Origin of the sequence: Cytobacillus citreus (assembly GCF_018343665.1) — a bacterium.
Taxonomy (GTDB): domain Bacteria; phylum Bacillota; class Bacilli; order Bacillales; family Cytobacillaceae; genus Cytobacillus; species Cytobacillus citreus.
Genome location: NZ_JAGYPM010000001.1, coordinates 480805 through 500036 on the forward strand (window position 1 = coordinate 480805; position 19232 = coordinate 500036).

A 19232-nucleotide genomic window follows, 5' to 3' on the forward strand; every position below is an offset into this window, starting at 1 on the left:
AATTGAAATATCGTGAAAGTTTCTGTTTAAGAGATCGCATAGAAAAACTAAGCGTTCGCCAAAGGTGCTTGGTGAACGCTTAGTTTTTACTGTGCTGTAACTGGAGGAGGAGATTGTATTTTGTTTTCTTCTTTTATCTCAATTTCCTCACTTAATAATTGTTCGTTTTTCCTACTTCTAGATGTAAGTAAAATTAGATAACTTAATACACCGAATAAACACGAAATAAAAAATGCATGAGCAAGAGCTATATACAAATTCAATCTTGAAATGACTATGAAGGCTCCTGCAATCACTTGAAGAGATACTAATATAAAGGATATGATCCATCCCCAATAAATGACTTTTTGATTTTTGTAGTACTTTATCGTAAGAAGGGTGATATATCCAATCCAAATAAAAATTAAGCCTGCTGCTGCACGATGTCCCATTTGTACCCACTCATGCATATTACTTGGAAGAGAAAAAGTGCCATTTATACATAGAGGCCAATCTCTACAGACTAAACTTGCATCAACATGACGGACAAGAGCTCCTGAATAAACCACCATATAGCTATAAATGGAAACTCCAATTATATGCCTTTTCATTCTCCGATCCAAAATTATTTTTTCAGCATCGAATTTTTTATCAACTTCGAAAATTAGAAGTGTAAGCAGCAGTACAGTGGCAAATGAAATTAATGAAATGCCAAAATGAAGTGCAAGAACAAAATCAGATTGCCCCCAAATTACGGCTGCGGCTCCTATTAATCCTTGAAGAACAAGGAATAAAAATGAGGTAATGGATAAAAACTTAGTTTCTCTAATATGTCCAATTGAGCGCCATGTCCATATTGAAAGTATTAGCACCATAATGCCGACAGCACCAGAGACAACCCGATGAGCAAGTTCAATAATTAATTCTGGTGTAATGTCTTTAGGAAGTAACTCTCCATTGCAAAGAGGCCAAGATCTTCCACAGCCCATTCCTGAGTCAGTTTTTGTAACAAGTGCTCCGCCCAACAAAATGAATAACATTCCAATTGTCGTAAAAACAGCGAACCATTTTAATGTTCGTTGCAAAATCTTTCACCTTCTCCTAAATAATTCATTAAATTGTATTATCAAGTTATTGACTAGTATAATAAAAATGCCTTTCTAAATATTCCGATTCCATCATATCGAAAAATAGAAGAAAAGAACAGTGTAACATGAGATTCTATTCAGATTCTTATGTAAGAAAATATTTTACCATAATTATTATGATATTTACTGTATCAATATTATTAAATAAATTGTTTGCAAAAATATTAAATTTTTATTCTTAATATTAAAAAAAGAAATATTTATTTAATGTAGATAGTTTGGATGAACGGATTGTACATTCATAGCTTATATTATGGCAGAAAAACAACAATTCTTTAAGAAAAATAATGCTGTGACACAAATTATTCATAATTTATTCGAAAAAAATTCACAAAAAGGGTTAAAAGTGTGATTTAATATACAGAGGAAGATTGTTTTATATATCGTTTATTAATAGTATTATTACACTTGAAATAGTAGAAAACAATCGATGTAATATTCTAGGGAAAGCTCTTCGTTTTTTATTGCAAATATAGCATTATTAGCTAGGATGCTTTATATTGGTTTTAGTGTTATTGTCGTATTTGTGATAAGGGATAAAGGAGGAAATAGTATGTCTAACTCAAGGGCCTTCATGGATGCTGGAATAAAAAAAAGCGATGAAAGCCTACAAAATGATGTGTCGAGGACAACAGTGTGGAAGGATTTTTTATCCTTAATTAAGATTGGGATTGTAAATTCCAATCTAATTACTACGTTCACAGGACTGTGGCTTGCGCTTCATTTTACAGGTCAGAGCTTTTTAAATAATCTAGATATCGTATTTTATACTGTGATTGGGTCGTCTTTAGTAATTGCGGGATCTTGTTCACTGAACAATTATATTGATCGTGATATTGATCCTTTTATGGAAAGAACCAAGAATAGACCAACTGTTACTGGAAGGGTTACTCCAATTAGAGTAGCAATGTTAAGCGCCTTACTAATAGGAGCAGGTACAATATTTCTTCTGTTAACAACTGTAACTGCTGCATTAATAGGGTTAATTGGAGTATTTAGTTATATCGTTCTTTACACAATTTGGTCGAAACGCAGATATGTTTCTAATACTATTATTGGTAGTATTTCTGGAGCAGTTCCACCACTTATCGGATGGGCAGCTGTAGATGCAAACCTTGATGTAATGGCTTGGGCATTATTTTTAATTATGTTTGCATGGCAACCTCCACACTTTTATGCACTAGCCATGAGAAGGGCTGAGGAGTACCGATCTGCAAATATACCAATGCTTCCAGTTGTAAAAGGATTTAAAAGAACGAAAATTTCAATTTATTTGTGGATAGCAGCATTATTCCCTCTCCCATTTTTACTTCCTGAATTAGGAATGCCATTTTTAATTCTTGCATCTTTATTAAATATTGGGTGGGTAGTAACAGGGATTTATGCTAGAAAATTTAATGATGATATTAAGTGGGCAACTTTAATGTTTGTATACTCTCTACAATATCTGACGATTATGTTTGTAGCTATGGTAATTATCACTCTTATTTAAAATTATTTAGGATGGGCATCGAATGTGAAGGAAAGAATAATCAATATTTCAACCTTTGTCCATCCTTAGATAAAGAGATAGATACATAAATTATTTATTTATCTACATATTTAACTGAATGTTTGCACTACATAACAAACTTTGTTAGGAATTTCTTTCTTTTCCTAAATTTTAGAAAGAATTTATAAATAATTTTTTCGATCAAACATTGCAAAAAGAAATTATACGAAAGAGGGGTTTGATTAAGCTATGAAAAGGCTTGCAAAATGGCGTCATTTACTGTTGTTTTCACTTTTGACGCTCATTCTTTCTGCTTGTGGAAAACCGTATTTATCTGCGTTACAGCCTTCAGGTGAAGTAGCACAAGATCAATATGATTTAATGGTTCTAAGTACTTCTATCATGGTAGGGGTAATTGCAGTAGTGGCAGTGATTTTTATTATTGTTCTGGTGAGATTCCGTCGTAAGGATGAAAAAATACCAAAACAAGTAGAAGGAAGTCATGCATTAGAAATTATTTGGACCGTAATTCCAATATTATTAGTACTTGTTCTTGCTGTTCCAACAGTTATGGCAACTTTCAAATTTGCTGATGTTTCTGCTATGGATAAGAAGAATGCTGATGGAAAAACAGATGCACTCGTAGTTAACGTACGTGCAAATCTATACTGGTGGGAATTTGAATACCCTAATGAAGAAATCATTACAAGCCAGGATCTTGTAGTCCCGACAGGTGAAAAAGTATATTTCAACCTTATTGCTTCTGATGTTAAACACTCGTTCTGGATTCCAGCAGTAGGTGGGAAAATGGATACGAATACAGAAAACGTTAATAAATTCTGGCTAGAATTTGATGAGGAAAAATCAGATTCAGATGAAGTTAATAATGTGTTTTATGGGAAATGTGCTGAGCTTTGCGGTCCTTCACATGCTCTAATGGATTTTAAGGTGAAAGCAATTTCTCGAGCTGATTTTGATCAGTGGGTAAGTGATATGCAAAGTGTTAAAGAACCAAAGAAGGCAACTTCTGATTTAGCTAGCCAAGGTCAAGAAATCTTTAATCAAAGCTGTATCGGATGTCATGCTGTTACTCCTGATAACACAACTCCAGAAGCAGCTAGACAAGCACCAAACTTAACTAATTTTGGTGAACGTGAAAAGATTGCTGGAGTTTTAGATCATACTGAACAAGATTTAAAGAATTGGTTGTCTGATCCTGAGAAATATAAGCCAGGAAACAAAATGTCTGGAACTTATGGTGAACTTACTCCAGATCAGCTTGATGCCTTAACAGAATACTTAATGGGCTTAAAAGTACAAGGTAAATAGTGTAATTGCAAAAGGGAGGTAAAATTGTGAGTACCATTGCTCAAAAAAGAGGGTTCGGTGCAGTTCTTTGGGAATATCTTACAACAGTAGATCATAAGAAAATTGCACACCTTTATCTTTTTGCTGGTGGATTCTTCTTTATCCTCGGTGGGATAGAGGCTATGATTATCCGTATTCAGCTTATAAAACCAAATAATGATTTTGTTAGTGCTGGTTTATTCAATGAAATGTTAACAATGCACGGAACAACAATGATTTTCTTGGCTGCGATGCCACTTTTGCTAGGCTTTATGAATGCTATTATGCCACTCCAAATTGGTGCACGTGACGTAGCATTCCCTTTCCTAAATTCCTTAGGATTTTGGTTATTCTTCTTTGGGGGAGTATTCTTAAACCTTTCATGGTTTTTAGGCGGTGCTCCAGATGCTGGTTGGACTTCATATGCTTCATTATCACTTGCATCAGAAGGACACGGAATAGATTTTTATGTACTAGGGTTGCAGATTTCAGGTTTTGGTACGCTGATGGGAGGAATTAACTTCCTCGTAACGATCATTAATATGCGTGCTCCAGGAATGACTTATATGCGGATGCCGTTATTTACATGGACAACATTCGTTGCATCATCTTTAATTCTTTTTGCTTTCCCGCCATTAACTGTAAGTATTTTCATGATGATGTTTGACCGTTTGTTCGGTTCTAACTTCTTTGATGCTTCTATGGGTGGAAACACAATAATTTGGGAACACTTTTTCTGGATATTTGGACATCCAGAAGTATATATCTTAATTTTACCTGCTTTTGGTATTTTCTCTGAGATATTTGCTGTATTCTCAAGAAAGAGACTTTTTGGATATTCTTCAATGGTGTTTGCGACTGTATTAATTGGTTTCTTAGGATTCATGGTGTGGGCGCACCATATGTTTACAACAGGATTAGGACCAATTGCTAACGCTATTTTTGCTGTAGCAACGATGGCAATTGCCGTCCCAACAGGTATAAAAATATTCAACTGGCTATTTACGTTATGGGGCGGAAGTATCAAATTTACAACACCAATGCTTTGGGGAATTGGCTTCATTCCATCATTCCTAATGGGTGGAGTAACAGGAGTTATGCTTGGAGCTGCAGCAGCAGATTATCAATATCATGATACTTATTTCGTTGTTGCTCACTTCCACTATGTTATTGTAGGTGGAGTTGTATTCTCTTTATTTGCTGCAACACATTACTATTGGCCGAAAATGTTTGGTACTATGTTAAATGAATTTTTAGGAAAAATTACATTCGTATTATTTTTCATTGGATTCCATTTGACATTCTTTATTCAGCATTTCCTTGGATTATGGGGAATGCCACGACGTATTTTCACATACCTTCCTGGCCAAGGTCTTGATACAGGGAACTTTGTGAGTACGATTGGTGCATTTTTAATGGCTGCTGGGGTAATTGTTATATTAATTAACATTATTATGACAAGCGTGAAAAATGAAAAGGTAGGTAATGATCCTTGGGGTGACGGCCGTACTCTTGAGTGGGCAATCTCATCACCACCACCATTCTATAACTTTAAACAGTTACCACTTGTTCGTGGACTTGATGCATACTGGATTGAGAAAATGGAAGGTAAAAAAGGCATGATTCCTGCTGAACCATTAGGTGATGTTCATATGCCTAATAATTCATTTGTTCCTTTTGTGATCTCATTAGGACTCTTTATCGCTGCATTTGGTGTAATGTATCAAGCTGATGAAGGAAATACTTGGGGTATTCCAGTAATAATACTAGGATTGGCTATTACCTTTGGTTCAATGCTTGCTCGTTCTTTAAGAGATGATCATGGCTATCATATTCATAAAGAAGATTTAATGGATGATAATGATAAGGGGGTTAAGGCATAATGCACGCAGAAGAAAAAATGACTTTAGAAAAATGGCCTGCTTCGCCTGAAAAACAAACCCTCGAGGGAAAAAATAAATTTGTAGGTTTTTGGTTATTCTTAGGAGGAGAGACGGTTCTTTTCGCCTCTCTCTTTGCAACCTATCTTGCTTTAAAGGATTCAGTTCCTAATAGTGATATGCCACTTGCTAAAGATCTATTTGAGATTCCACTTGTTTTTACGATGACAATGATACTTTTAACAAGTTCTTTAACAAGTGTATATGCTATGTATCATATGAAAAACTTTAATTTCAAGAAAATGCAATTATGGCTTGTGATTACAGTTTTGCTTGGATTATCTTTCTTAGGTCTAGAAATTTACGAGTTCAATCATTATGTGCATGAATTTGGTCATACATTTACAAGTAGTGCATTTAGTTCTGCGTTCTATACATTAGTTGGGTTCCACGGAGCTCACGTTGCTTTCGGTTTAGCTTGGATACTTGCTTTAGTGATTAGAAACAATAAACGTGGATTAAACCTTTACAATGCTCCGAAATTTTATATTGCCAGTCTTTATTGGCACTTTATCGATGTTGTATGGGTATTTATCTTTACAGTAGTATATTTAATGGGAATGGTGGGATAAACTGATGACAAATGAACAATTAAATTCAGGTAACCCTCGGGTAGACATTGAATATCGCCGTAAAAAGAATGCTGAGGAGATGAAACATCAAGTCATTTCATTTGCCTTGATGATTTTCTTAACATTAGTTGCATTCGTTGCAGTAGCATATGAAGGTTTTTCAGGATGGTTTATTGTTCCTTTTATTTTAATTCTTGCTGTTGTTCAAGTTATTTTTCAGCTTTATTATTTCATGCATATGAGTAATGAAGGACACGAAGCACCAAAATTGTTCATGTACTCTGGCATGGTTGTTGGATTCGTGACAATTATTTGCTATATGACAATTATTTGGTGGTAAAAAACAGGAAAATCGGCTGTCTAGCCGGTTTTCTTTTTATGTAGACGGAATATTAATAATATTTGAATACCTTTATTGTGCATGGAAGAGTGTATAATAGGATTAATTTCAAGTTATTTTACTGTGATTATTAATGTAAATTCAATTGGTAATAATTTAGGGGTGATTATGCAATGGCTATACAAATTTTTGGTTTTCGAGCATTATGGAGCCCATTATTTTTTATTGTCTTATCATTAATTCTAATATGTTTTTTTCTGGTAACTGTTAAATATAGAAAGAGATTTTCAAATAGTGAACCATTAACGATTAGGCAAGGGATCTATTTTTCCTTAGGGATTATTGTATTATATATTGTGAAGGGTTCTCCTATTGACTTAATGGGTCATCTGATGTTTTATGCACATATGATTCAAATGGCGATTCTTTGCTTAGTGATTCCACAATTTTTTATTTTAGGGATTCCCCCATGGATTTGGCGTTCTCTTCTAAAAAACAATATCATTAAAAAGATTTTTTCTTTTCTAACTAAGCCAGTCATAGCGTTGGTTCTATTTAATGGGATTTTCTCCATTTATCATATTCCATTAGTTTTTGACTTTGTAAAAACGGACATGTTTCTACATGCAGCATATACGGGTTTATTGTTTTTAATGTCAATTATTTTTTGGTGGCCTCTAATTAATGAGGTAGAGGAAAATAAATCTTTTAACGGCTTAAAAAAGGTTGGATATATTTTTGCTGGTGGCGCATTGTTATTGCCAGCCTGCGGATTAATCATTTTTGCAGATGTTCCTCTTTATGCTACGTACTCAGATCCTGAAGCTTGGTCAAAATCATTAGAACTTTGTGTTCCAGCTGCTACGCTTTCTGGATTAACCTTGAGTGGTCCTGAAATGTTCAGCTCTCTTTCAGTGGTATACGATCAACAGCTTGGCGGAATTATCATGAAAATCATTCAAGAAGTAGTGTATGGTATTGCATTAGCCAAAGTATTCTTTAGTTGGTATCGTAAGGAACAAGAAGAACAGAAGGAAATTGATAAGCAGTATCAAATAAATCCTCAGCCAATTGATTAATAGGAACCTCATCCAAAAAGGATGAGGTTTTCATTTTATGGCACAAAGAAATAAGATTTGCTATATAAAATATCACATTTTATATATATTATTTGAACAATTTAGGAACTTTTGCAAAAAGAGAGCTTTGTTTATTGCTAAAATTATTGTTCTCTAATAGAATAAAGTTTGTGCATCATTCTTGTTTATAGCACCTTAATATTGATTAATAAAATGATGTGTATGAGAATAGATGAAAGAGGGAGTTATAATGAATTTTACGTTGCCAATTTTACCAACGATAAGTACATTTTTTATTGTTTTAAGTGCCATTACCGTTGCAATCGGATGGGGACAGATTCGTCAAAGAAAAATAGAAGCTCATAAGAAAACAATGATGCTGGCTGCAGTATTTGCACTCATATTCTTTATCATTTATGTTAGCAGAACTGTATTTATTGGAAACACAGCGTTTGGTGGACCCGATAATATTAAAATATATTATACAATTTTTCTAATCTTTCATATAACTTTAGCAACTACGGGAGCAGTGTTCGGGATTGTAACTTTAATTACTGGCTACAAAAACAATCTCACAAAGCATAGAAAATTAGGACCAATAACAAGTATCATTTGGTTTTTTACAGCAATAACAGGTGTTTTAGTCTATCTATTGTTATATGTATTTTATCAAGGTGGAGAAACAACTTCAGCAATTAAAGCAATCTTAGGTTTTTAATGAAAGGTTGAGTTTAAGCTCAGTATTGAAAGTGCTATTTTGTTGCTGATTGGAGCTGAAGGCGCGAAATCCTCAAAAATGCATTGTCATTTTTTCGTGCGGTGTTTGATCAAGGAAGTTTATTCAATGTCCTACCGGAGAAGCGAGTCAACGGGAGACCACGCAGGAGCGATAGCGACGAGGAGGCTTCCGTACCGTCCACTACGCTTTGCCTGTAGAGGCTGTAGCGGAAATCAACAGGGAAGTTTAAACATATCCTAATAAAAAAGGATGCCGTTTAAAAAAGCGGCATTCTTTTTTATACGTAAAAAATACAAGCCAAGCCTTTAAAGAACTTCAATTAGGCTTGGCTTGTATTTTTAAAATAAGAAAGTATAACTTTTTCGAGTTTGAGAATTGTCTAGCTCCAGCGCCTACCCCCTCGAGGTCATAAGCCAGTCCGCCAAGAAAGTTAAAGAACAACTTTCCCGTCGACCTGTCTTATGCTTGTCGGGGCTGAGCAAGGCGCTTACGCTTTTCTAATTTATTTTGCAAACTTTTCGATTTCTGAGTTAAGTTCTCCTAGAATTTTTTCGCATTGGCTTACAAGTGTTTTCGGGAAAACTTCATCCTCTCCATATTCAACACCATGAGGGTAATAATGTTTTCCTAATACAGGAGTCATTAATTGAATCACTGCTTTATGAGTATCTACCTCTCCTTCAATAGCATAGCCAAATACTCTTAAATAGTAAATGCCTTCCTTAAATTGAAATTTGCGATCATATGTAACTCTTTCATAATCCCATTGGCCTTCACGAACAAGCCCCTTGGAAAGCATTACTTCATCTAACCGAACTAAATCAGCTTTTTTCTTCTCAATCCCCGTATTTTCAAACTTCATTTTTGTCCCTCCTAAAAACAGTCCATTATTAACTGTACACAGTTAAATAATGTGAATTCTTAACAATAGCTATCCAAATCTTATAATAGTTGAAATAAGCAGAAGATGCAACGGATTCATGAAAGAAAGGCGGTTTGTTCAGTGAAATTATTTAAACATTTTGTTTTTGAAAAATAATGATTTGAATTTCCTTCAAGTTTTCACCGATTTTGGAAACCATAATATAGAGAGTGGAAGGAGGGAATGATGAATAGGAGAGTACCATATATTATTAGTTTCTTACTGTTTATATCTATTGCAAATAGTGTATCAGCAAAGTCTACATATTTCGTAATTAAAGGAGATACACTTTGGAGTATAGCATTAAATCACGATTTAAAACTTGAAAGTATAATAAAAAGTAATCCACATGTTAAAAACCCAGATCTAATATTTCCAGGACAAACCATAATTATTCCTAGAAGTTATGTTTCAAGAGAAGAAATAACTCTTAGTCAGAAGGAAAAAAAACTATTTTTGCTAACTAATAGTGAGAGACAGAGATATGGATTAAAGCCATTAATTATTGACTCTACTTTATCCTATCTTGCTAGACAGAAATCCATTGATATGCTGAAAAAAGAATATGTTTCGCATAATTCACCAACATTTGGGGATTCTACATTAATGTTAAAGGCTTTTAAGATCCCTTTTAAGCAGGTAAAAGAAAATATTGGGGCCGGATATTCATCTGCTGAAGAAATACATCTTTCTTGGATGGATTCTACTGTGAACAAAGCAAATGTGTTAGATAATAGGGCTACACATATAGGTATTGGCTATGCAGAAGGTGGTATTCATGGCCATTATTGGACCATTTTTATTATTCAAAGAATTGAAGGAGGAAATTAAGTAAATGGATAAAATACAGGATATTATGACTAATGATGTTGATTGTTGCTCTTTATTAGATAATATATATGAAGTTGCTGTGAAAATGAAGGAATTAAATGTTGGAGCAATTCCAATCGTGGATAATGAAAAGCTTGTTGGAATGATAACAGATCGTGATATCGTTATACGATGTGTTGCAGATAAGAATCCCCCTTCTTCCAAAGTTGAAGATATTATGAGTAAGGAACTCGTTACTGTCACTAAAGATACTGATGCACATGAAGCTGCTAGTCTAATGGCAAAGCATCAAATTCGACGCTTACCAGTAGTTGATGGTGAAAAATTAATAGGAATCGTATCACTTGGTGATTTTGCACTTCACAAATTAACTGATGAAAAAGCAGGAGAGGCTCTTTCAGATATTTCAGAGGCAAACAATCAAATTCAACATTGATGTGAAAAGTATAGCGTTCGTAAAGTTTAGAAACTTTTGTAAACGTTTTATGTTTTATTTTAGAAAGATAGGAACATTAAAATACAATTATACACAAAAAGGACACCTTACTGGTGTTCTTTTTGTGTATAATTGTATTAGTTGAATGTAGGTCTTTCGACTTTATATTTAAAAGAGTCAAGGTAAAATCTTATTAGAATTTTCTGGTCTTTCTATTAAAAAGAATTTTGATAATGATATACTAATATCAAGAAGTGAACATATATATATAATAAAATGATAGAAAGGAGGCAGAATTCTGAGGATTCTTATTCGAATATTAATAATCATCTCAAGTTTACTGATAATTGGTCTATATTTTAATATTGGATCGCACAAAAAAGAAGATGTATTAATAAATGGGGTTGTTTCAAATCCAAAAGTGGACGATGACCTTGAGGAAAATGATTCCTTGCTTAATGCAGCAACAATTAAAATGCCAGAAGAAGGTTTAATTAGTATTATTGGGAAATCTACCAATCATTTAATTAATATTATGGGAAATCCAACAAGAAAAGATCCATCTCTTTACGGGTATGAGTGGTGGATTTATCCAATAAATCAGAATAATTATGTTCAGGTTGGAGTAAATGATGATAAAATAGTAACTATTTACGCGACTGGTTCAGATAGTCACATTCCTCCTTTTAAGATTGGCCAGCCAATCGCAGATATTTATTCTGCCACTATACTTGAAACAACTATTAGTATTGATTATGACAATAGTTCTTATAAATTTGAATTATCCGAGGATGATTTGAATACTCGTCCTCTTATTAAGATCGGTGATATTTTCGCTCAGCTCTATTTAGATAAATTTAGTGGAACTTTATCAAGTATAAGAGTCTTGGATACCGCGACTTTAATAAAGCAACACCCTTATGAAATGGTATATAGAGGCGAATTGCTTGATGCAAATGATGAAATGCCAGTTAATGAGGAAGAAGTAGTAAGAGGGAAGGAAAGGCAGATATTTGATATTACAAATGTTATCCGTGTCCGAAACGATTTAAATCCTTTAGAATGGGATGAACAAACAGCAGCTGTAGCGTTAGCTCATAGTAAAGATATGTTTGAAAGTAAGAATTTCTCTCACATATCAGAAGAATTCGGCGATCTGTCAGATCGTTTAGAAGCTGGAAGTGTATTTTATCAAATTGCAGGTGAGAACATTGCAGCAAACTATATGGATGCAGCTGCTGTGGTTGAAGGTTGGCTGAATAGTAAGGGTCATAGGGAAAGCTTGTTAAATGAACAATTTACTCACCTTGGGGTTGGTGTATATAAAAAGCATTACACGCAAAATTTTATTGAAAAATGGCAGGAATAATTTATTATTTTTATATCATATCTTATCTTTACTTTAAAGAGCTTGCACATATGTTGTACAAGCTCTTTTTTATTTCATATTTTGAATTCTGCTAACAACGAAATAATCTTTTTTCCAATTACCATAAATTCGGACGATTGTTCCTATTTTTAAATGAGAAATTTGAAAACCCTTTTCAATGGGGATTATTTTTTTCACTTTCCATTTTTTAAGTTCAGATTGGATGGTTAGTTCATGTACATAAACAAAACGATGATAGGAAAATCTCTGTTTTTGTCCGCTAATATGCACGATTTCACCTGAAATCATTGCCTCTTCAGCAACATTCTTTAATAGTAACCACTTTTGATGACTATCACGCATTTCCTTTTTGGTAAGCCAGTAAAAATAAATACAAATTAAAGGTATTACTATAGCAGTTACCATATCCACATCACCAAATTATTGTTTTTTATTCTTAATAATAAAAAAGCTGCCAGTTGCTTGGGCTACTTTCTTTTTATCAGATCGATATACATCTGCAGAAATGACCATTGTCTTTGTTCCTTTATGATCAATATGTGCTTTACATTGTAGATAATCCCCATTTCCAATAGATAAATAATGAATATTAAGTTGAGTTGTAACAGCACTAAAGCCGTCTGGTAGCAAGCTGTTAGCTAATGTTCCCATGGCAGAATCAATAATAGTAGCTGTCATTCCTCCGTGGACGATACCTAAAGAATTATGAAGAAAAGGGCTAAGAGGCACTGTTAATTCACAAATTTCATCCTGAATCGTTCTTTCCATATGAAGTAAACCGCCTACGTAAGAACTGTTTATTTGTTTTTGTTTTTTTTGAAATCCAGAAAGAATGGTAGTGAGTACTTCTAATTCTTCTTCTGTTGCATTTTCTATACACGCCTTGATAAGCTCATTAAGCTGATTATTCATTTTTGATTTCACCTTTCAGAAATAGTCTGCATTTATAGTACCATTAAAATCACTATTTTTTAAATTTGGTTTTTTTTTTAGTTTAATCAAGAAAATTTCACCTTTTTCATAATCCTTCATAAAATATTATAGGCATTTGTAACAAACCGAGGTGAAGAAAGCAAATGACTAAGAAGAAGCTTCATCCATCTATTGAGCAATTTAAGGGATTTGTAAAGAATAATCCGAAAATTATTCAAGAGGTAAGATCAGGCAAACATACTTTGCAGGAATTATTTGAAGATTGGTACCTGCTTGGAGAGGATGACTCTAGATGGGATACTTTCAGAAATGAGAATCATAAAGAAACGCTTTCTGAAGAAAAAAAATCGGACTGGATGACAAATATTATGGATTCATTAAAGAAAATGGATCCAAACCAAATGGAGGGATATATTCAAAATGTAAGTAAGGCTTTATCAACAGTTCAAGGCGTTATTTCACAATTTCAAGGAGGAGGTCAAATCAATCAGCCAAAAAGTATAGATCAGAAGCCGAAAAATCCTTTTGTGTTTAATAAAGATTAGTAAAGGGGAAGACATGTAACTATGAGAAGAGAAATTATTGATTATCTTGAAAGAAATCAAGAATTACAGAGTTTTATTAGGGAGCAGCCTCAGTGGTATCGAAGGTTGTCACGTAATCCATATGATCTTCAAGCACTCGAAGTTACTTCGTTAAATTACTATAGGAAAACAATACCTCATAAGGTTGAGAAGTTCACAAATGGTGTGCAAATGGCCACTATGATGATGAGTATGTTTCAAGCGATGAATACAAAATCTTAACGAAAGCTTTCTCTACATATGAGAGAGCTTTTTATTTATTGGATATGTTAAAGCCCAGTGTAGATAATGCTATTTTGTTATTGATTTTCGCTGCAGGCGCGAGATCCTCGAAAATGCATTCGCATTTTTATTCGGGGAAGATTATTCAACGTCCTGCGGGAGAAGCGAGTCAAAGGGAGACCCCGCAGGAGCGATAGCGACGAGGAGGCTTCCGCCCGCCCGCTACGCTTTAGTGCCTGCAAAATCAACAGGGAAGTTAAACACATTAATTATTAATAGTGTACAAACTTTCATTCAAACGTATCTATTCATATTGAGTAAAATTTGCAAACAAGGTAAACAATATTTACATACATTAGTGTACTTTACAGATAAGGAGAGTTTGCAAATGAAAAATTTCGCTTATTTATATATAATTTCATCCTTGTTACTGATAGTTTCAGGCTGTCATAGGGACAAGCCTAAGCCAGAGACGAAAATTGTCTCTCAACATGTTCAATTTATCAAACTTAATAATGAGATTCCAGTTATTGGTGCTGTAGCTCCTATTAATACACCTTTTTTTGTAAAGCATCAAGTCAAAGGGAAGGATGTTCTGATTGAATGTATTGTAAATGGGGTAACCTTCAGAGAATCAAGTTCAACAGATAAGGGAAAAATAATTTTATATATTGATGGTAAAAAAAGAGAGGAATTTTCAACAGCAGCATTCATTGTTAAAGATTTATCAGCAGGGACACATCGTCTAAAACTAGAGGTTGTAAAAGGGGAAAATTCATCTCCATTTATGAATAAAGAATTTTTTGTAACGATACCATAGCTTTTGAATTCCAGTGTTTCATGGTAAAATATGAGTCGGAGGTGAGCGTAACTTTGCTTGCGACAACTGAAAGAGTTGAAATATTGGATACAGCTAATAAAATTGCGAATATGATAATTAACTCAGTAGAGGCGGATTTTTACCGCCATTGCTTAGATAGATTAATGAATAGCAAAGAAACACAACGTAAAATAAGTGCCTTTGTGAAAATAAAGGAGCTATATGAAGAAGTTCAGCGATTCGGGAAATACCATCCAGAATATAAAACTGTTATGAAATCGATCCGAGAATTAAAAAGAGAAATGGATATGGATGAGTATGTTGCTGAATTTAGAAAGGCTGAAAATGAACTGCAAAGTATTTTAGATGAAGTGAGCATTTTAATCGGTCGCTCAGTTTCAGAGCAAATAAAGGTTCCAACTGGAAATCCCTTTTTCGATAGTTTATCTAGCTGTGGAGGAGGCTGTGGAACGGGAGGAAGCTGTGGTTGTTCTTAATGATCTGGCATGGGAGTGTTTTCCATGCCGTTTTTTACATGTTAAGAAATCATAAATTGTTAGCACAGATGGATAGGATGTCCTAATCGGGCGAATGCCACAGGATAAGGAAAGCTTCGTCAGAGATACATCGCAGTCCAAAAGAGAAGCTTTTGGGAGGACGTGGCATGTATGAGCGCGAAAGTGCAAATACGCCTCTGTTTTCACCGCGCTATGGCTCATCAATCAGTGAGTATTCATTACCTAATAGGTAAAGTAAAGTGTGTGCCCAAATTAAATATCTGCTAAAAAAGATCGCATAAGAAGATCTAAGGCATTCGCCAAGTTTTTCTAATCACAAATAAATATAACTCATTATTCTGATATTGATCTTTTTAAAGCCCATTGAAAATTATTGTTTTTGTATGCTAGACTAATAATAATAATTGTATTGAAGGGGAAGTAAATATGCTGGGTCAACGGCAAGGAATCATTGTCTGGCTTTATTCATTGAAACAGGCAAAAATGTTAAGAAGATTTGGTAATGTTCATTATGTTTCTAAACGTCTGAAATATGTGGTTTTATATTGTGATCTTGTTGATACTGATGACATAATGTCTAAAATTAGTTCTTATTCTTTTGTTAAATTGGTTGAGCCTTCTTACAAGCCATTTTTAAAAATGGAATTCGAGAATTCAAAACCTGATAAGGCAAAAGAATACGATTATAAAATGGGAATATAAAAAGATGAGAGGAAAAACCTCTCATCTTTTTATTGTAGGCTTTGTTAAACGTTGTTGTTGATTTCTACTGCAGGCGCTCAGCGATCGCGATCGGTCGGGGAGTCTCCTCGTCGAAGAGCGCTCTTGCGGAGTCTCCCCTGGACACGCATTTCCCGCAGGACGTTGAATAATCTCCCCCGAATAAACATCGCACGAAGGAAATGCGAATGCGTTTTCGAGGATCTCGCGCCTTCCGCTACAATCAACAAGTGTAAATATTACCATTAAGCTTCAACAGAGTCTTATTGTAATGGAGGAATATAATGGTTCAGTCTTAATATTCCGATTAAATATTGATAAAATAACTCTTTATCTGCAAAATGTGTTGATGGTTTAATATCAATTTGCATTACTTTCTTATTGAGATCTAATGCTGCAGATGCAAATAAATCATACCTCTTGTTAGGTAAAAAATTAGGATTTGGGATTCCTTCTCTGCATACATATAGTGGTTGAAAGCTGCCAGGTAAATTAGGGGTTAAAATGACTGCAAGGGAAGTCATATTTTTGTTTTCAATGACTGTGTGAAAGGCCATCATGTGAGAAAGTCGATGTTTGTTTGTCTTTGCAATTTCAATCAATTCATAAATATCTGAATAGCCTTCCCCAAGCTCGATAAATCTTTGAATCAAGTCAAAACTCCTCCTTTAGAAAAGGGAAATACATACATAGTCACTATCCATCCATACTTTATCATTTCCAAAGAAGAAATTGAAGCATAATTACTAAATATATAATCACCATATTGTAAATAAATAGCGATTTTTTGTCTATTTTTGCAAAATTTATGTGACTGTTGTCGAGGGATTTGTTATGGTTATGTTAGATTGATAATGAAGGTGAATGCCAATGTGGAAATCAATTTTACTTGTATTGATTGCTATGACTACATTCATTGGAGGAATGTTGTTATGGCAATGGAAAGCATATTCTAAGCAAAATGATTTAAATAGTGAATCTTCTGAAAGAGCGATTCAAGAAATTACTGTTTATTCTAATGAAAAGGAACTGCAAATTTCGCAAAAAATAAGTGGGCTTATGTCAGGAAAGGAATACAAGGTTTCAAAGCCTGATTCGCTTTTCCGTTGGTCCTGTAAGGATAAGAAAGGGAAACCATGCGATTCGGGGGATGAAAATCCTTATACCTTTAAAGCGAATCAAAATGAGTTAGTATTTGAATACACGATACCCGTACAAACGAATGGGTCGGCCTTTTTACTAAATGAATGGGTAACAAGTATACCTGATCTGGTTATTACTAGCTCTTCAATAGAAATTATCGATAATGCGAGAAGAGGAGGGACTTGGATAGCAGGTGCTCCGATAAAAGGTTTCAAAGAAATGGATTTAATCGATTATTATTACTTTGAAGGAATTGGTAACGCATCTTCCTTGTATTGGCAGCCTAAACCAATTCAAATGAAGCAGAGTAATATGGAGAAGGTTTTTTACTATGGCGGCCAAGGATTAGAAAATATGAATCATATTCAAGAAATGAAAAGATTAAAAGGAATTCCTTTTGTTTCTGTTGTTTTTACTGACCAATATCGTGAAGAGAACGGAAAAGGAATCATGATAGTAAGCCCTAAAACAAATGAAGATGAACTTAATCAAAAATTAATCAATTATTATTTCGAAAAAAAATTTAAGGATATTTCTAGTGATCAAAACTGGATAATAGATGTTTTTACCTCATATACGACAAATCAAGCAGCAAAGACTGCAAAAGGCAAAGCAATAATTGAGGAATTGGGTAACAAGCTTTCCGAAGAGGAATTAAATTCTTTTTTCAAAAAAGCTAGTGAAAGTTCAGAAATATTAACTCTGAAGCAATTGGATCATTACTTAAGCGAGCTTAAAGGGTGGAAATCAAAGTTTTTCGTTTCAAATGGAGAAAGTACAGAATCTATTATTCCTCTTTACTTTTATGATTTTAGAAAAGTTATCGTATCTGGTAAAGAGGAAAAGGATATTGAGGTTGTTATTGAACAAGATAAGAGATTATTTCCATTTGTTCAAACAATGAAAGCTCTTGGATACGATGTGCAAATTCTGTCTGATAAGGAAACGATTCTCTTAGCAAAAGGGAGTAACAGCTATAGATTCTTTTTGAATCGAAACATATTTATTTATAATGAAGAGGATTATGGTTTATTAGAGAGTCCATTATTAAATGTAAATGGTAATATCTATATGAATAAAGAGTGGATTGAAACACTATTTAAGGTAAATATAGAAGTAGGTAATGAGGAAATTAATATTTCTTTGTAAAACACAAATAGGCTGGAAAGAAAAAACCCTGCAGAATTCTGCAGGGTCCTTCTATATCCTTTTATAGGATAGAAGGCAAAGGGAGAGGAGAAACCGGAGGAAGAACTTATGGGGAAACGTAAGTCTTCTCCGCGGTTGGCAACAACATCCTCGAATAGATGCTGTTACTAACATTATCTCCACAATAGCTTTTGATATACACGATAAAGGATAATTTTTTCCATCAACAAAATCAATATGAATCTGAATTATAAACATCGAGCATTTTGTTTTAGATTAGGAAAATACGAGGTAAAACAAGTTGGCGATTGGGAAAAAATTATGATAGGATAGGAAGGAAAAAATGAATTTGTTCAATTGATAGTGGTGATGAAAATGAGAGTAGTTTCAGGGACACGTAAAGGGAAAACATTGAAGGTAGTACCAGGTAATTCAACTAGGCCAACCACAGATAAAGTGAAAGAAGCAATTTTTAATATTATCGGACCCTATTTTGACGGTGGAATGGGACTGGATTTATTTGCCGGAAGTGGAGGTCTCGGGATTGAGGCATTAAGTAGAGGGGCAGAAAAGGTTATTTTTGTGGATATGGATGGAAAAGCAATTCAGACTATTCGCGAAAATGTAAAAACTTGTGAATTTGAAGATAAAGTTGAAATTTATCGAAATGAAGCAGAAAGAGCGATTAAGGCGTTAATAAAAAGGGAACTAGCTTTTGATATTATTTTTTTGGATCCTCCTTATAAAAAGCAGCAGCTCTTAAAGCTTCTTGAATTAATTAACGAAAATAACCTACTTAGTGAATCTGGTACCATCGTTTGTGAGCATGGCTCTGAAATACTGTTACCTGATAATGTAGGAAAATTATTCAAACAAAAACACGAGACTTATGGAATTATTGCTATAACCATATATAAATTTTAAGGGG

Annotated in this window: 22 protein-coding genes; 17 read left to right on the forward strand and 5 right to left on the reverse strand. The window is 34.0% G+C overall.

Features of this window, described 5'->3' with window-relative positions:
* Positions 1-86: 86 nt before the first annotated feature.
* A complete protein-coding gene (locus tag KHA94_RS02485) occupies positions 87-1064 on the reverse strand; it encodes a COX15/CtaA family protein (protein ID WP_213100562.1) in 978 nt (325 codons plus the stop codon).
* Between the two features lie 616 nt (positions 1065-1680).
* Between KHA94_RS02485 and cyoE the strand changes: the two genes are divergently transcribed.
* The 7 genes from cyoE (at position 1681) to KHA94_RS02520 (ending at position 8615) form a co-directional block, all read left to right on the forward strand.
* A complete protein-coding gene (gene cyoE, locus KHA94_RS02490; RefSeq protein WP_213100563.1) occupies positions 1681-2619 on the forward strand; it encodes a heme o synthase in 939 nt (312 codons plus the stop codon).
* A 249-nt stretch (positions 2620-2868) separates the two neighbouring features.
* Positions 2869-3948: a cytochrome c oxidase subunit II gene (gene coxB / locus KHA94_RS02495; RefSeq protein ID WP_213100564.1), complete on the forward strand. Its 1080-nt coding sequence runs from the start codon at positions 2869-2871 to the stop codon at positions 3946-3948.
* Between the two features lie 26 nt (positions 3949-3974).
* Entirely contained in the window at positions 3975-5849 is a 1875-nt protein-coding gene (gene ctaD / locus KHA94_RS02500) for a cytochrome c oxidase subunit I (protein ID WP_338030682.1), read from the forward strand.
* Positions 5849-6478, forward strand: a complete 630-nt coding sequence (locus tag KHA94_RS02505) for a cytochrome (ubi)quinol oxidase subunit III (RefSeq protein ID WP_213100565.1) — start codon at positions 5849-5851, stop codon at positions 6476-6478. The genes ctaD and KHA94_RS02505 overlap by 1 nt, the downstream gene beginning before the upstream one ends.
* A gap of 4 nt (positions 6479-6482) precedes the next feature.
* A complete protein-coding gene (gene ctaF / locus KHA94_RS02510; RefSeq protein WP_213100566.1) occupies positions 6483-6818 on the forward strand; it encodes a cytochrome c oxidase subunit IVB in 336 nt (111 codons plus the stop codon).
* 173 nt (positions 6819-6991) lie between these two features.
* On the forward strand, positions 6992-7897 hold the full coding sequence (gene ctaG, locus KHA94_RS02515; RefSeq protein WP_213100567.1) for a cytochrome c oxidase assembly factor CtaG: 906 nt from the start codon (positions 6992-6994) through the stop codon (positions 7895-7897).
* Between the two features lie 250 nt (positions 7898-8147).
* Entirely contained in the window at positions 8148-8615 is a 468-nt protein-coding gene (locus KHA94_RS02520) for a DUF420 domain-containing protein (protein ID WP_213100568.1), read from the forward strand.
* Positions 8616-9138: 523 nt separating this feature from the next.
* On the opposite strand, the gene KHA94_RS02525 is transcribed toward KHA94_RS02520, so the two are convergent.
* Complete coding sequence (locus KHA94_RS02525; RefSeq protein WP_213100569.1) at positions 9139-9498, reverse strand: YugN family protein; 360 nt, start codon at positions 9496-9498, stop codon at positions 9139-9141.
* Between the two features lie 243 nt (positions 9499-9741).
* On the opposite strand from KHA94_RS02525, the gene KHA94_RS02530 reads away from it, so the two are divergent.
* From KHA94_RS02530 to KHA94_RS02540, 3 genes are all read left to right on the forward strand, one after another.
* Positions 9742-10389: a CAP domain-containing protein gene (locus KHA94_RS02530; RefSeq protein ID WP_213100570.1), complete on the forward strand. Its 648-nt coding sequence runs from the start codon at positions 9742-9744 to the stop codon at positions 10387-10389.
* A 4-nt stretch (positions 10390-10393) separates the two neighbouring features.
* Entirely contained in the window at positions 10394-10825 is a 432-nt protein-coding gene (locus KHA94_RS02535) for a CBS domain-containing protein (RefSeq protein WP_213100571.1), read from the forward strand.
* Positions 10826-11276: 451 nt separating this feature from the next.
* Positions 11277-12194, forward strand: coding sequence for a CAP domain-containing protein (locus KHA94_RS02540; RefSeq protein ID WP_249365278.1), 918 nt, complete (start codon positions 11277-11279; stop codon positions 12192-12194).
* Positions 12195-12263: 69 nt separating this feature from the next.
* On the opposite strand, the gene KHA94_RS02545 is transcribed toward KHA94_RS02540, so the two are convergent.
* Both KHA94_RS02545 and KHA94_RS02550 read right to left on the reverse strand, forming a co-directional pair.
* Positions 12264-12620: a hypothetical protein gene (locus KHA94_RS02545; RefSeq protein ID WP_213100572.1), complete on the reverse strand. Its 357-nt coding sequence runs from the start codon at positions 12618-12620 to the stop codon at positions 12264-12266.
* A 15-nt stretch (positions 12621-12635) separates the two neighbouring features.
* Positions 12636-13127 carry a PaaI family thioesterase gene (locus tag KHA94_RS02550; protein WP_213100573.1) on the reverse strand — a complete coding sequence of 164 codons (492 nt, stop codon included), beginning with the start codon at positions 13125-13127 and terminating at the stop codon, positions 12636-12638.
* A gap of 164 nt (positions 13128-13291) precedes the next feature.
* Here KHA94_RS02550 and KHA94_RS02555 point away from each other — a divergent pair, with 164 nt between their 5' ends.
* The 5 genes from KHA94_RS02555 (at position 13292) to KHA94_RS02575 (ending at position 15994) form a co-directional block, all read left to right on the forward strand.
* On the forward strand, positions 13292-13693 hold the full coding sequence (locus KHA94_RS02555) for a YlbD family protein (protein ID WP_213100574.1): 402 nt from the start codon (positions 13292-13294) through the stop codon (positions 13691-13693).
* Positions 13694-13714: 21 nt separating this feature from the next.
* Positions 13715-13954: a YlbE-like family protein gene (locus KHA94_RS02560; RefSeq protein WP_213100575.1), complete on the forward strand. Its 240-nt coding sequence runs from the start codon at positions 13715-13717 to the stop codon at positions 13952-13954.
* A gap of 388 nt (positions 13955-14342) precedes the next feature.
* Positions 14343-14774 (forward strand): carbohydrate-binding protein, encoded by a 432-nt coding sequence (locus KHA94_RS02565; RefSeq protein WP_213100576.1) that lies wholly within the window; start codon positions 14343-14345, stop codon positions 14772-14774.
* 53 nt (positions 14775-14827) lie between these two features.
* Positions 14828-15271, forward strand: coding sequence for a YlbF/YmcA family competence regulator (locus tag KHA94_RS02570; protein ID WP_275950854.1), 444 nt, complete (start codon positions 14828-14830; stop codon positions 15269-15271).
* 447 nt (positions 15272-15718) lie between these two features.
* Complete coding sequence (locus KHA94_RS02575) at positions 15719-15994, forward strand: YlbG family protein (protein WP_213100578.1); 276 nt, start codon at positions 15719-15721, stop codon at positions 15992-15994.
* A 281-nt stretch (positions 15995-16275) separates the two neighbouring features.
* Here KHA94_RS02575 and KHA94_RS02580 read toward each other — a convergent pair whose 3' ends face one another.
* Positions 16276-16665 carry a DUF7147 family protein gene (locus tag KHA94_RS02580; RefSeq protein WP_213100579.1) on the reverse strand — a complete coding sequence of 130 codons (390 nt, stop codon included), beginning with the start codon at positions 16663-16665 and terminating at the stop codon, positions 16276-16278.
* Positions 16666-16882: 217 nt separating this feature from the next.
* Here KHA94_RS02580 and KHA94_RS02585 point away from each other — a divergent pair, with 217 nt between their 5' ends.
* Both KHA94_RS02585 and rsmD read left to right on the forward strand, forming a co-directional pair.
* Positions 16883-18304, forward strand: coding sequence for a stalk domain-containing protein (locus KHA94_RS02585; RefSeq protein ID WP_213100580.1), 1422 nt, complete (start codon positions 16883-16885; stop codon positions 18302-18304).
* Between the two features lie 375 nt (positions 18305-18679).
* Positions 18680-19228: a 16S rRNA (guanine(966)-N(2))-methyltransferase RsmD gene (gene rsmD, locus KHA94_RS02590; protein ID WP_213100581.1), complete on the forward strand. Its 549-nt coding sequence runs from the start codon at positions 18680-18682 to the stop codon at positions 19226-19228.
* Positions 19229-19232: the final 4 nt, after the last annotated feature.

What these genes read in the sequence shown, in the direction of transcription:
- cyoE (WP_213100563.1), top strand. Translation starts at nt 1,681, where the DNA reads ATGTCTAACTCAAGGGCCTTCATGGATGCTGGAATAAAAAAAAGCGAT.
- coxB (WP_213100564.1), top strand. Translation starts at nt 2,869, where the DNA reads ATGAAAAGGCTTGCAAAATGGCGTCATTTACTGTTGTTTTCACTTTTG.
- KHA94_RS02505 (WP_213100565.1), top strand. Translation starts at nt 5,849, where the DNA reads ATGCACGCAGAAGAAAAAATGACTTTAGAAAAATGGCCTGCTTCGCCT.
- ctaF (WP_213100566.1), top strand. Translation starts at nt 6,483, where the DNA reads ATGACAAATGAACAATTAAATTCAGGTAACCCTCGGGTAGACATTGAA.
- ctaG (WP_213100567.1), top strand. Translation starts at nt 6,992, where the DNA reads ATGGCTATACAAATTTTTGGTTTTCGAGCATTATGGAGCCCATTATTT.
- KHA94_RS02520 (WP_213100568.1), top strand. Translation starts at nt 8,148, where the DNA reads ATGAATTTTACGTTGCCAATTTTACCAACGATAAGTACATTTTTTATT.
- KHA94_RS02525 (WP_213100569.1), bottom strand. Translation starts at nt 9,498, where the DNA reads ATGAAGTTTGAAAATACGGGGATTGAGAAGAAAAAAGCTGATTTAGTT.
- KHA94_RS02530 (WP_213100570.1), top strand. Translation starts at nt 9,742, where the DNA reads ATGATGAATAGGAGAGTACCATATATTATTAGTTTCTTACTGTTTATA.
- KHA94_RS02535 (WP_213100571.1), top strand. Translation starts at nt 10,394, where the DNA reads ATGGATAAAATACAGGATATTATGACTAATGATGTTGATTGTTGCTCT.
- KHA94_RS02545 (WP_213100572.1), bottom strand. Translation starts at nt 12,620, where the DNA reads ATGGTAACTGCTATAGTAATACCTTTAATTTGTATTTATTTTTACTGG.
- KHA94_RS02550 (WP_213100573.1), bottom strand. Translation starts at nt 13,127, where the DNA reads ATGAATAATCAGCTTAATGAGCTTATCAAGGCGTGTATAGAAAATGCA.
- KHA94_RS02555 (WP_213100574.1), top strand. Translation starts at nt 13,292, where the DNA reads ATGACTAAGAAGAAGCTTCATCCATCTATTGAGCAATTTAAGGGATTT.
- KHA94_RS02560 (WP_213100575.1), top strand. Translation starts at nt 13,715, where the DNA reads ATGAGAAGAGAAATTATTGATTATCTTGAAAGAAATCAAGAATTACAG.
- KHA94_RS02565 (WP_213100576.1), top strand. Translation starts at nt 14,343, where the DNA reads ATGAAAAATTTCGCTTATTTATATATAATTTCATCCTTGTTACTGATA.
- KHA94_RS02575 (WP_213100578.1), top strand. Translation starts at nt 15,719, where the DNA reads ATGCTGGGTCAACGGCAAGGAATCATTGTCTGGCTTTATTCATTGAAA.
- KHA94_RS02585 (WP_213100580.1), top strand. Translation starts at nt 16,883, where the DNA reads ATGTGGAAATCAATTTTACTTGTATTGATTGCTATGACTACATTCATT.
- rsmD (WP_213100581.1), top strand. Translation starts at nt 18,680, where the DNA reads ATGAGAGTAGTTTCAGGGACACGTAAAGGGAAAACATTGAAGGTAGTA.